11 protein-coding genes are annotated in these 11,646 nt (G+C 67.4%); 7 read left to right on the forward strand and 4 right to left on the reverse strand.

Going from position 1 to position 11,646, the window contains the following annotated elements:
• Positions 1-26: 26 nt before the first annotated feature.
• A complete protein-coding gene (locus tag ACFQEV_RS15875) occupies positions 27-884 on the reverse strand; it encodes a prolyl oligopeptidase family serine peptidase (protein WP_379698106.1) in 858 nt (285 codons plus the stop codon).
• A gap of 142 nt (positions 885-1,026) precedes the next feature.
• On the opposite strand from ACFQEV_RS15875, the gene ACFQEV_RS15880 reads away from it, so the two are divergent.
• Positions 1,027-1,446 (forward strand): hypothetical protein, encoded by a 420-nt coding sequence (locus ACFQEV_RS15880; RefSeq protein WP_379698108.1) that lies wholly within the window; start codon positions 1,027-1,029, stop codon positions 1,444-1,446.
• Between the two features lie 58 nt (positions 1,447-1,504).
• A complete protein-coding gene (gene gatB / locus ACFQEV_RS15885; RefSeq protein WP_379698110.1) occupies positions 1,505-2,995 on the forward strand; it encodes an Asp-tRNA(Asn)/Glu-tRNA(Gln) amidotransferase subunit GatB in 1,491 nt (496 codons plus the stop codon).
• Between the two features lie 96 nt (positions 2,996-3,091).
• Here gatB and ACFQEV_RS15890 read toward each other — a convergent pair whose 3' ends face one another.
• Positions 3,092-3,280 (reverse strand): hypothetical protein, encoded by a 189-nt coding sequence (locus tag ACFQEV_RS15890; protein WP_379698112.1) that lies wholly within the window; start codon positions 3,278-3,280, stop codon positions 3,092-3,094.
• A 311-nt stretch (positions 3,281-3,591) separates the two neighbouring features.
• Here ACFQEV_RS15890 and ACFQEV_RS15895 point away from each other — a divergent pair, with 311 nt between their 5' ends.
• Together ACFQEV_RS15895 and ACFQEV_RS15900 are read left to right on the forward strand one after the other, a co-directional pair.
• A complete protein-coding gene (locus ACFQEV_RS15895; protein ID WP_379698114.1) occupies positions 3,592-6,093 on the forward strand; it encodes a DNA topoisomerase I in 2,502 nt (833 codons plus the stop codon).
• A 171-nt stretch (positions 6,094-6,264) separates the two neighbouring features.
• Positions 6,265-6,990 (forward strand): phosphoglycerol geranylgeranyltransferase, encoded by a 726-nt coding sequence (locus tag ACFQEV_RS15900; RefSeq protein ID WP_379698117.1) that lies wholly within the window; start codon positions 6,265-6,267, stop codon positions 6,988-6,990.
• Positions 6,991-7,044: 54 nt separating this feature from the next.
• Here the strand turns inward: ACFQEV_RS15900 and ACFQEV_RS15905 are convergent, their stop codons facing one another.
• Positions 7,045-7,791 carry a DUF4013 domain-containing protein gene (locus ACFQEV_RS15905; RefSeq protein WP_379698119.1) on the reverse strand — a complete coding sequence of 249 codons (747 nt, stop codon included), beginning with the start codon at positions 7,789-7,791 and terminating at the stop codon, positions 7,045-7,047.
• 153 nt (positions 7,792-7,944) lie between these two features.
• On the opposite strand from ACFQEV_RS15905, the gene aspS reads away from it, so the two are divergent.
• On the forward strand, positions 7,945-9,249 hold the full coding sequence (gene aspS, locus ACFQEV_RS15910; protein WP_379698122.1) for an aspartate--tRNA(Asn) ligase: 1,305 nt from the start codon (positions 7,945-7,947) through the stop codon (positions 9,247-9,249).
• 154 nt (positions 9,250-9,403) lie between these two features.
• On the opposite strand, the gene ACFQEV_RS15915 is transcribed toward aspS, so the two are convergent.
• Entirely contained in the window at positions 9,404-9,916 is a 513-nt protein-coding gene (locus ACFQEV_RS15915; protein WP_379698125.1) for a GNAT family N-acetyltransferase, read from the reverse strand.
• 101 nt (positions 9,917-10,017) lie between these two features.
• Between ACFQEV_RS15915 and ACFQEV_RS15920 the strand changes: the two genes are divergently transcribed.
• Positions 10,018-10,623 (forward strand): hypothetical protein, encoded by a 606-nt coding sequence (locus ACFQEV_RS15920; protein WP_379698128.1) that lies wholly within the window; start codon positions 10,018-10,020, stop codon positions 10,621-10,623.
• A gap of 111 nt (positions 10,624-10,734) precedes the next feature.
• Entirely contained in the window at positions 10,735-11,646 is a 912-nt protein-coding gene (locus ACFQEV_RS15925; RefSeq protein WP_379698131.1) for a pantoate kinase, read from the forward strand.

Raw genomic sequence — 11,646 nt, forward strand, 5'->3', positions numbered from 1 at the left:
ACAGTTCCTGTCTGCGCGGCGACGAGTCAGCGGAGGTGACGGTCGAGGAACGCCTCGGTCCACGCTAGCGTCCACTCGAACTGTTCGAGGTGGACGTCGTGGCCCGCGCCCTCCGCGACGACGCACTCGGCGGTGCCCGCCGACGCTTCGAGGCCGTCGTAGAACAGTTCCGACGCCATCGAGGGCGTCACGTCGTCCTCCGCGCCGTGCAGGAGGAGAATCGACGAGGCGTCGTCCGCGCCCACGTTCCGGAGGTGCGTCGAGGGCGAGGCGAGTTCGTACGCCTCGGGCACTTCCGACCGCGACCCGCCGAGGAGCGACCGTATCGACTCCCTCTCGGGCGTGTGCTCGAAGTTGTACAGACCGGCGACGCCGACGGTGGCGGCGAGGGCGTCCGCCGACCCGTCGCCGTCGAACGACGCCTCGCCGACGAGGTGGTCTGCGTCCGGCGCGAGTTCCGGGTGGCCGGGCGTGAGGGCGGCGAGGACGGCGAGGTGCGCGCCGGCGGCGTGGCCGAACGCGCCGACCCGGTTCGGGTCGAGGCCCGCCCGGTCCGCGTTCGCCCGGAGCCAGCGAATCGCCGCCTTCACGTCCCGAATCTGCGCGGGGAAGGCGGCGTGGTCGCTGCCCCGATACTCGACGGCGGCGCAGGCGAACCCCCGTTCCGCGAGGGCGAGACCGAAGCGCGACAGGTCGTCCCTGTCGCCCTCACGCCACTCGCCGCCGTAGACGAGAACGACCACCGCCCGGCGGGCGTCAGCGGCGTCGCCGCGGGGCGGCGCGGGCCGGTACAGGTCGAGGTGAAGCGTTCGCTCTGGCGGCGACGCGAACGGAACGCCCCTGAGTACCTCGACTGCGGCACCCGCGCCGAGAGAGTCGCGCATCGGGACGCGAATCGTCGCCCGCGGGACAACTAGCTTGCGCTTCGACGCGGTTCGGCGTGAGTGGTGGTCGATGCGTTCAGAGCGCCGGCTTATCACCGAGAGCGAGGAGAGGGTTCTTCGCCGTGTCGCCCGAAACGTACGTATGCAGACAGCAACCGACGATGGCCCGGTTTCGGCGGCGTACCGGTGGCTGCGCGAATTCTGGGAGTACTACCGAGGGTACACCCACACCGCGATTCACACGGCTTCGGCGGCGGCGCTCACCGGGTTCGGACTGCTCATCTTCGTCGACTCGCTCTTCGTGGCGCTGGCTATCGCCGCGTACGTCTGTCCGCCCATCATCCTGTACTCTCTCGGCGTCGACGTCGGGGCGGAGGCGGACTCGTCCGGAGAGACCACCGCCCACGGCGAATCGCGGACGGAGTCGGACGGCGATTCAGACAGCGATTCGGACAGCGACGACGGAGACAGCGATTCGGACAGCGACGACGGAGACAGCGATTCGGACGGAACCGACACGGACGCCGATGGGTCGGACACCGACACCGACACGGACGGGTGACCGCCGCCCCGCGACGAGTCCCGTTAGTCTTTAGCCGTGCGCCGTCAAATCCCGCGTAATGACCGCGAAGGCGCTCCAACAGCGCGAACTCGCCACCGTCATCGGGTTGGAGGTCCACGTCCAACTCGAAACGGACACCAAGATCTTCTGCGGGTGTTCGACCGACGCGGCGGCGGACGAAGAACCGAACACGCGGACGTGCCCCGTCTGTCTGGGTCTGCCGGGCGCGCTTCCCGTCCTGAACGAAGGTGCCGTGGAGGCGGCGGTGAAGGTCGGCAAGGCGTTAGACGCCGACATCGCCGAACACACCCAGTTCCACCGGAAGAACTACTACTACCCCGACCTGCCGAAGAACTTCCAGATCACGCAGTACGACGCGCCCATCTGCTCGGACGGCCACCTCGAAGTGTCCGTCGAGGGGACGCGCCGCGAGATCGGCGTCGAACGCGCCCACCTCGAAGAGGACCCCGGGAGCCTCCAGCACAAGGGCGGCAGCATCGACACGGCGGACTACACGCTCGTCAACTACAACCGCGCGGGCACGCCCCTGATGGAGATCGTGACGAAGCCCGACTTCCGGAGTCCCAAGGAGGTCCGCGGCTTCCTCGCCAAGTTGGAGGAGGTCCTCGAATACCTGGGCGTCTTCGACGCGACGCGCGACGGGTCGCTCCGCATCGACGCGAACATCTCGATGGTGCCGGCCGACGAGATGGCCGACGACGGCTCTCTGACCGAGGAGACCCTCGAATCGGCCAACCGCACCGAGGTGAAGAACATCTCCAGTCACAAGGGAGCGGAGAAGGCCCTCGCCTACGAGGTGACCCGGCAGAAGAACGCCATCGAACGCGGCCGCGCCGTCGAACAGGAGACGCGCCACTGGGACGAGACGCGCGGCATCACCGTCTCCATGCGGTCGAAGGAAGAGGAGAAGGACTACCGCTACTTCCGCGAGGCGGACCTGCCGCCCCTCGAAGTCGCCGATTGGAAGGAGAAGATATCCATCCCGGAACTCCCCGACGCCCGCCGCGACCGGTTCGAGGAGGAGTACGGCTTAGACGCCGAGTCCGCCTCGAAGCTCACCTCCACGAAGGAAGTCGCGGACTTCTTCGAGGAGGTCGCCGAGAGGTACGACGCCGACCTGGCCGCGACGTGGGTCGCCGACAACCTACTGGGCGAACTCAACTACCGCGACATGGCCATCACGGACGTGGACGACAGACTCGACGAGTTCACCCGACTCGTCGAACTCGTGGACGCGGGCGACATCACGACGAAGAACGCCGAGGAGATAGTGCTCCGCGAGATGCTCGACGAGGGCGCGCACCCCGACGATGTCATCGAGTCGGAGGGCCTCGGGAAGGCGGACGAGGACGAAGTCGAAGTCGCCGTCGGCGAGGCCATCGACGAGAACCCCGACGCGGTGGAGGACTACTACGAGGGTGAGGGCGGCGCGATTAACTTCCTCGTCGGACAGGTCATGCAGAAGACGGGCGGAAGCGCCGACCCCGGCGCGGTGAACCAGATGCTCCGCGACCGGTTGGACGAGTGAGATAGCCGCCGCTCCGACGGTCGCGGTTCGCCGGCGACGTCGACGAGCGAGCAACGCTCGTCGGGCCACCGGACTGCGTCCGGTGACGCCGCCCCCTCAGATGCCCTCGTTTTGGTGCTGGTAGACGAACCGTTCGATGCTGACGAACGCCGTCTCGCCGCAGGCCGAACAGGTGTCGGGCGCGCGGAAGTCCGCCGAATCGCCCTGCCCCTCCGGCGTTCCGGCGAAGATTGCGTGGCAATTCGTGCAGACGAATCGCTCCGGCATGTCTGGACTGTGTGCCATGTGACATCATCCGTCGGAAACGGGTTGACGTTTTTGTGCGGTTCAGACGACAGTCTCGTCCGCGAGGGGTGCGGCGGCGTCGCCGTCTACGTCATCGTCCGGCGGGTGCAGTGCGTCGTCCGGCGCGGGGAGAAACGCCGAGGAGAGCGGAGACGAACGCCGAGAGGCTTCGTTGCCATTGTCTCCCGCGTGCGCGCGAACGCGACGCCCGGCGCGCACGCCCGTTCTCGCGCGCACGCCGGCGCTGTCGGCCGATTTCCGTCGGATTCGGCGCGAAAGGTTTAGGCCGCCCCCTCACATATCGCCGCCCGATGAGCAACGGCCCGGAACTGATAATCACTGAGAAGGACAACGCCGCTCGGCGTATCGCCGACATCCTGAGCGGCGAGTCCGTGGAGGCCGAGCGGGTCAACGGGGTGAACGTCTACAAGTGGGGCGGCAAGCGCTGCATCGGATTGTCGGGCCACGTCGTCGGCGTCGACTTCCCGCCGGAGTACAACGACTGGCGAGACGTAGAGCCGGTCGAACTCATCGACGCACCCGTCGATAAGCACCCGACGCAGGAGAACATCGTCGCCGCGTTGCGCCGCCTCGCGCGGCGCGCCCGCCGAGTCGTCATCGCGACCGACTACGACCGCGAGGGCGAACTCATCGGCAAGGAGGCGTACGAACTCGTCCGCGACGTCAACGAGGACGTGCCCGTAGACCGGGTTCGCTTCTCCTCCATCACCGACCGCGAGGTGACGGAGGCGTTCGAGAACCCCGACGAACTCGACTTCGACCTCGCGGCCGCGGGCGAGGCGCGGCAGATAATCGACTTGGTGTGGGGCGCGGCGCTGACGCGCTTCCTCTCGCTTTCGGCCCGCCAACTCGGCGACGACTTCATCTCCGTCGGCCGGGTGCAGGGGCCGACGCTGAAGCTGATCGTGGACCGCGAACGCGAGATAGACGCGTTCGACCCCGAGGACTACTGGGAGCTGTTCGCCGACTTGGAGAAGGACGGCGAGGGCTTCGAGTCGCAGTACTTCTATCTGGACGATGACGGCAACGAGGCCGAACGCGTCTGGGACGGAGACGACGCCGAGGCGGCGTACGAGACGCTCGAAGACGTGGCGGCGGCGACGGTCGAGTCGGTCCGCCGCCGGACGCGGACGGACGAGCCGCCCGCGCCGTTCAACACCACGCAGTTCATCCGCGCGGCGGGCTCTATCGGGTACTCCGCCCAGCGAGCGATGAGCATCGCGGAGGACCTCTACACCGCCGGCTACATGACGTACCCCCGGACGGACAACACCGTCTACCCGGAGGATCTAGACCCCGAGGAGCTCCTCTCGGAGTTCAGCGGCCACCGCACGTTCGGCGAGGACGCCGACTCGTTGCTCGAACAGGAGGAGATAGAACCGACCGCCGGCGACAACGAGACGACGGACCACCCGCCGATTCACCCGACGGGCGAGCTCCCCTCGCCCTCCGACCTCTCGGAGGACGAGTGGGAGGTGTACGAACTCGTCGTCCGGCGCTTCTTCGCGACGGTGGCCGAGTCCGCCGAGTGGGAGCACCTCCGCGTCGTCGCGGACGCCGACGGCCTCTCTCTGAAGGCCAACGGCAAGCGCCTCGTGGAAGCGGGCTACCACGCCGTCTACCCGTACTTCAACTCCAGCGAGTCGTTCGTCCCCGCCGTCGAGGAGGGCGAGGAACTCGCGGTGACGGACACCCGAATCGAGGACAAGCAGACCCAACCGCCGCGGCGGTACGGTCAGTCCCGCCTCATCGAGACGATGGAGAAGATGGGCATCGGGACGAAGGCGACGCGGCACGACGTCATCCAGAAGCTGTACGACCGCGGCTACATCGAGAGCGACCCGCCGAAACCGACGCGGCTGGCGCGGTCCGTCGTCGAGGCGGGCGAGGAGTTCGCGGAACTCATCGTCTCAGAGGAGATGACCGCGCAACTGGAGCAGGACATGCAGGCCATCGCGCGGGGCGAAGCCACCTTAGAGGGGGTGACCGACGAGTCCCGCGAAATACTCGAAGACGTCTTCGAGGGGCTGATGTCCTCCGGCGAGGAGGTGGGCGAACACCTCCAGAAGTCGCTGAAGGCCGACAAGACGGTCGGCACCTGCCCCGACTGCGGCGGCGATCTCGTCATCCGAAAGAGCAGGCGCGGGTCGTACTTCATCGGCTGTGACTCCTACCCAGACTGCACGTACACCCTCCCGCTTCCCTCCACGGGCAAGCCTCTCATCATGGAGGACACCTGCGACGAACACGAACTGCACCACGTGAAGATGCTCGCCGGCCGGAAGACGTTCGTCCACGGTTGTCCGCTCTGCAAGGCCGAGGAGGCCGACGAACAGGAGGACCTGGTCATCGGCACCTGTCCGGAGTGCGGCGAGGAGCACGGCGGCGAACTCGCCATCAAGCGCCTCCGGTCCGGGTCGCGCCTCGTCGGGTGCACGCGCTACCCCGACTGCGACTACTCGCTTCCCCTCCCGCGCCGGGGCGACGTGGAGGTCACGGACGACTCCTGCGAGGAACACGACCTGCCGAAGATACGCATCACCTACGACGACGACAGGGAACCGTGGGACCTCGGCTGCCCCATCTGCAACTACCGCGAGTACCAAGCCCAACAGAACGGGTCGGAACTGGAGGCCGTGAAGGGTATCGGCGAGAAGACGGCCCAGAAACTCCAAGACGCGGGTATCGGCGACGTGAGCGCGCTGAAGGAGGCCGAACCCGACGCCCTCGCCGACGCGGTGGACGGCGTCGGACCCGACACGGTTCGGGAGTGGCAGGCGAACGCGGACTGAAACTCACCGCTCGTCGTTCGTCGGCCGAAAAGCGTTCCTCGATTTTCGCACGGTACGGAGCGGTTCGCACGAGGACGGCCCGTCGGGGTCGTCTCCGAACGGTTGCCATTCTGCCGCAACCGACTCGCTCATCCGCGCCATTTTTAACGCCTCCGGGGAGAAGTAGGTCCAATGACCGGGCCATGGACGGAGTGGGACCACGTCTTGAAAGTGGATCCAGACAAGGACCTCGTGGAAGGCGAGACGTTCGAGGACGTCTGCGCCACCGGGACCGACGCCATCGAAATCGGCGGGACGCTCGACATCACGACCGAGAAGATGCAACGCGTCGTCGACGCCTGCGCGAAGTACGACGTCCCCCTGTACCAGGAACCGTCGAACCCGGGCGTCGTCATCGAATCCGACGGCCTCGACGGCTACCTCATCCCGACGGTGTTCAACGCCGAGTCCTCGTTTTGGGTCACCGGCGCGCACAAAGAGTGGGTCCGGATCGACGGCCCCTTGGACTGGAACCGGACGACCACCGAGGCGTACATCGTCCTGAACCCCGAGGCGTCCGTTGCGGAGCTGACGGAGGCCGACACCGAACAGAGCGCCGACGACGTCGCGTCGTTCGCCGCCGTCGCCGAGAAGATGTTCGGACAGGAGATAATCTACGTCGAGTACTCGGGCATGTTCGGCGACACGGAGAAGGTCGCCGCCGCGCAGGACGCCCTCGACGAATCGACGCTGTTCTACGGCGGCGGCATCCGCGACTACGACGCAGCCTACGAGATGGGCAAGCACGCCGACACGGTCGTCGTCGGCGACCTCCTCCACGACGAAGGGGTGGACGCCGTCCGCGAGACGGTCGAGGGCGTCAACGACGCCCACGCGGAGCAGATCGAAGCCGAGTGAGCGGTCTACTTCTGTAACTCGACGGACGCTGACGCCCATCGCCGCGTTCTCCGTCTACTCGTGAACACCGTCGGCCGCGGTTCCGGACGAGACGTGAAACGGGAGGCTGCCGTCTGGTCCGCCGGGGCCGCCGGCCGACGAACACGCGTGTCCGACGACCGACGCGCCGACGACGAGTGCGAGGAACGAGACGGCCGCGCTCGCCGGTTCGCCGACCAACGGAACGGCGGCGACGACGCCGCCGAGAACGTGTCCGACGGTGCCCGCGGCGAGAGCCACCGAGAACGCGCGGGCGTACGCGCCGTCCCGAGCAACTTCGAGCGCAGTTTCGACGAGGCCGACGCCCACCGAGCGACGATGCGCCACGGCGACGAGAGCGGCCACGGAGAGGTAGCCGGCGACGATTTCGAGGACGACGATGGCGAGGACCCCCGCGAACAGGTCGAGAGCGGGGAGGACGCCGTTCCGGAGGTCCGCAAAGAGGTACGGCGAAACGAGGTGCGCGCGGTCGAATCCGATGGCGAATCGGAGGACGACCAGTCCGGGGAGGTGAAGCGGAAGCACCGCGAGGGCCGCCCGGCCGCCGGTGAGGAGAACGTCGCCCCACCCCCCGAACGTCGGCAACGCGGCGTCGGACTCGGCCGCGGAGCGAACGACGCAGACGGCGTATCCGAGGAGAGCGATACCGAGGATCGGAGCGACGGCCGACCCGAGCGTGAGCAACGCACCGACGATGACGGTCTCGGCTCGGCGTTCTGCGGTCGATAGCGACTCCATCGTGGCGGTGAGCGTCCGTCTCATCGTGGGCCGGAGTGGTCCCGTCTCCGTATATAAACCTCCGCTCGGCGGTCACCGGCGGTCACCGGCGGCGGCGAACGGGCCGAAGTGTGCTTAGCACTCCCACTCCGAGGTGAAACGACCGTTTTTAAGACTCGCCGGCGGAAACGCGGTCACATGCAGAACCGAACGTACACGGCAGACGCCGAACCCGGCGACACGGTGACCGTCGCGGGGTGGGTCCACGAGGTCCGCGACCTCGGCGGCATCGCATTTCTCATCCTCCGCGATAAGACCGGCAAGATTCAGATCAAGTTCGAGAAGGACGAGATGGACGAGGAGCTCGTCGAGACCGGTCTCGGCGTCCACCGCGAGAGCGTCATCTCCGTCACGGGCGAGGTGAAAGAGGAGCCCCGCGCGCCGACGGACGTGGAAGTCGTCCCCGAGTCCATCGAGGTCCTCGCGGAGGCCGACACGGAGCTTCCCCTCGACCCCTCCGGGAAGGTCGACGCGGAGCTTTCGACCCGACTCGACAACCGGACGCTCGACCTCCGCAAGGAGGAGGTGAAGGCGGTCTTCGAGATCCGCGCCGAGATTCTCCGGTCGGTCCGTAACGCCTTCCGCGAACTCGGCTGCACCGAGATCAACACGCCGAAGATAGTCGCCACCGGGACGGAGGGCGGCACCGAGCTGTTCCCCATCACGTACTTCGGCGAGGAGGCGTTCATGAACCAGTCGCCGCAGCTGTTCAAGCAGCTGATGATCGGGTCGGGCCTCGAACGCGTCTTCGAGGTCGGTCCCATCTTCCGCGCGGAGGAGCACAACACCCCGCGGCACCTGAACGAGGCGACGTCCATCGACTTCGAGTCGGCGTTCTTCGACCACACCGAGGCGATGGACGCCTGCGAGTACGTCGTGAAGGCCGCCTACGAGGGCGTCGCCGAGAACTGCCAGCAGCAACTCGAAGCGCTCGGCTTCGCCGACGACTTCGAGGTGCCCGAGGGCGAGTTCCCCCGTCTCACCTACGAGGAGGCCATCGAGCGGATCAACGCGACGGGCGAACTCGACGAGCAACTCGTCTGGGGCGACGACCTGCCGACCGAGGGCGAACGCGCACTCGGCGAGGACGTCGGCGAGCACTACTTCATCACCGACTGGCCCTCCGAGATAAAGCCGTTCTACATCAAGGACCACGACGACGACGAACAGCTCTCGACGGGGTTCGACATGATGCACCCGCGCATGGAACTCGTCTCCGGCGGGCAGCGTGAACACCGCTACGAACGCCTCGTGGAGGGCTTCGAACAGCAGGGTCTCGACCCCGAGTCGTTCGACTACTACACGAAGATGTTCAAGTACGGCATGCCCCCGCACGCGGGCTGGGGCCTCGGCGGCGAACGCCTCGTCATGACGATGCTCGGCCTCGACAATATCCGGGAAGCGGTGTTGTTCCCGCGGGATCGTCAGCGACTCTCTCCGTAGAGTTGCTACCGACGAGCGGGAACGGCGAGCAAATCTTCGATTTGCGAGTGAGTTCCCGCGAGACAGACAGCGTCTAAATCCGTAGGGCGAAGACGTTGAGAGCCGACGAGAGTCGCTAACGCTCCTCTCGTCGGACCGGCAGCGACTCTCCTCTTCAGTCGAGCGACTTTCGGTAGAAGAGAATCTCGAACGATTCGTCCGCCACTCGAACGCGGTCCCGCAGGACTTCCTCGAACGAGTTGCGTTCGTAGAGACGCCGCGCTCCGACCTGTTTCGGCGTCGTATCGAGGACGACGTCGGAGAAGCCGCGTTGTCGCGCGCGGCGTTCGAGTTCCTCGTACATCCGTTGTCCGTACCCGCGACGCTGGTGGTCGGGGGCGACGCGCATCCGCTTGAGTTCCGCCGTCGTCTCGGGCAAGTCGTCGAGGAAGTCGGTGACGTACCCCTCCGCCGGGCGGAACGCGCCCATTGCGACGATTCGGCCGTCCGCCTCGCCGACGAGGAACTCACCGCCTCCGTCAAGGTACGTCCCCCGGACGTCTTCGAGGTCCGGGTCGGGAACGCCTTCGACGAAGGAACCGACGTCGCGCATCGCTTCCTCGTGCAGTTCGAGAACGCGGTCGTGGTCTGCGGGTCGGTAGCGCCTGAGACGCAGCGACGGGGACATACCGGAAGATGACCCGCCGGCGTAATCGGTTTTTCGCGCCGTCGAGTCCCACGCCCCGCGGCCGTTTCACTCTTGCACGCAGCGACCCACGTTCCACTACAATGAGCGACGCACCTCCGCCGTCGAATCCGGACCTCTCGGAGACGGTGCTGGACGAACTCGCGGGACGGAGAGAGTCCCTTCTCGTGGGGGATCTGGTCATCCTCGCGGAACAGTACGACGAGGAGTACGCCGACGAGAGGGGCGTCCCCGTGGACCGCCTCGTCGCGTACGTCGAAGAACTCGCTCGAAACGGCTACTCGTTCGACCCCGACGGCGTCCGCGAGGGACTCGACGAGAAGGCCGTCGAGTCGGACTCCTTCGTCAGTACCGACAACGTGTACTGGGTCGGAGAGGACCGCGTGAGCGCGTTTCCGCCGCGGTGGCACGACGAACTCGAAGGGGAGACGGACGTCGCGCGGTACGTCGAGGTGATTCTCGACGACGTGGACGACTCGCGGTCGGCGTTCGACCACGGCGGGGCGGGCCGGGGAATCCCCGTTCAGGACTTGGTGAACGCCGTCGTCGCGATGAGCGAGATGACGCGAGAGCAGGTGACGACCGAAATCCGCCACCTCCACAACGAGGGGGTACTGGCCGAGAACACCAGCCAACACCCGGAAGCGCGGGTGCTACCGGCCGACGAAGGAGAGGGGGACGCTTCGTAACGGGGGCGTTCCGGGCCCCCCACGGCGGGCAGAAGACGACTCCGCGCATCGCCGACTCCTCCTGACTTCGAAGCGTACCAGACATAACGCTCGGGGAATCAATAGCAGACGATGACCGACGAGGCGACGGCGTTCGTCCCCGGGCACGTGACGGGGTTCTTCAGCGCGCACCCGGACGAGAACCCCGCGATCGCGGGTTCTCGCGGTGCAGGCGTGACGCTCACCGACGGGGTTCGCGTGACGGTTCGGCGGGACGAACGAGGAGACGACGGCGGTACGACAGAGAGCGACCCGAGGACGGGCGAGGCGGCCCGGCGGGTGTCGCCCGCCATCGTGACGTTGAACGGCGAACGCGTCCGGGTGGACCCCGTCGGAGGCGTCCTCGACGCACTCGGTGTGGACGAGGGGCGCGTCAGCGTCGCGGCGGAGACGCCGCTTCCCGTCGGCGCGGGGTTCGGCGTCAGCGGTGCCGTCGCCTTGGGCGTCGCGTTCGGCGCGAACGTCCTGTTCGGGCGCGGGCGGTCCGAGAACGAACTCGTGACCGTCGCCCACCGCGCGGAGGTGGAGGCCGGAACCGGCCTCGGCGACGTGGTGGCGCAGGCTCGCGGGGGACTCCCCATCCGCCTCGACCCCGGCGCGCCGGGGCACGGCGCGTTGGACGGCATCCCCGAACGCCCGCGCGTCGAGTACGTCACCTTCGGCGAACTCTCGACGGCGGCGGTGCTCTCGGGGGACACGACGGCGTTGACCGCCGCGGGGGAGTCCGCGCTGGGGGACCTGCGCGAGGAACCCACCGCGTCGCGGATGGTCGCCCTCTCGCGGCGGTTCGCCCACGAGGCTGGACTGCTCACCGACCGGGTGGCCGACGCCATCGACGACGTTCGGGCGGCGGGCGGTGACGCGTCGATGGCGATGCTCGGCGAGACGGTGTTCGCGTTCGGCACCGGCCTGTCTGACGCCGGGTACGACCCCGCGGTGTGCGACGTCCACACCGCGGGCGCGGGACTCCTGCCCGAGGAGTGA

Origin of the sequence: Halopelagius fulvigenes, from assembly GCF_042662625.1 — an archaeon.
Taxonomy (GTDB): Archaea; Halobacteriota; Halobacteria; order Halobacteriales; family Haloferacaceae; genus Halopelagius; species Halopelagius fulvigenes.

Excerpts from the sequence above, each read along its gene's own strand:
- ACFQEV_RS15890 (WP_379698112.1), bottom strand. The coding sequence starts at position 3,280 with ATGGCACACAGTCCAGACATGCCGGAGCGATTCGTCTGCACGAATTGC.
- ACFQEV_RS15880 (WP_379698108.1), top strand. The coding sequence starts at position 1,027 with ATGCAGACAGCAACCGACGATGGCCCGGTTTCGGCGGCGTACCGGTGG.
- ACFQEV_RS15895 (WP_379698114.1), top strand. The coding sequence starts at position 3,592 with ATGAGCAACGGCCCGGAACTGATAATCACTGAGAAGGACAACGCCGCT.
- ACFQEV_RS15925 (WP_379698131.1), top strand. The coding sequence starts at position 10,735 with ATGACCGACGAGGCGACGGCGTTCGTCCCCGGGCACGTGACGGGGTTC.
- ACFQEV_RS15875 (WP_379698106.1), bottom strand. The coding sequence starts at position 884 with ATGCGCGACTCTCTCGGCGCGGGTGCCGCAGTCGAGGTACTCAGGGGC.
- aspS (WP_379698122.1), top strand. The coding sequence starts at position 7,945 with ATGCAGAACCGAACGTACACGGCAGACGCCGAACCCGGCGACACGGTG.
- ACFQEV_RS15915 (WP_379698125.1), bottom strand. The coding sequence starts at position 9,916 with ATGTCCCCGTCGCTGCGTCTCAGGCGCTACCGACCCGCAGACCACGAC.
- ACFQEV_RS15905 (WP_379698119.1), bottom strand. The coding sequence starts at position 7,791 with ATGAGACGGACGCTCACCGCCACGATGGAGTCGCTATCGACCGCAGAA.
- gatB (WP_379698110.1), top strand. The coding sequence starts at position 1,505 with ATGACCGCGAAGGCGCTCCAACAGCGCGAACTCGCCACCGTCATCGGG.
- ACFQEV_RS15920 (WP_379698128.1), top strand. The coding sequence starts at position 10,018 with ATGAGCGACGCACCTCCGCCGTCGAATCCGGACCTCTCGGAGACGGTG.
- ACFQEV_RS15900 (WP_379698117.1), top strand. The coding sequence starts at position 6,265 with ATGACCGGGCCATGGACGGAGTGGGACCACGTCTTGAAAGTGGATCCA.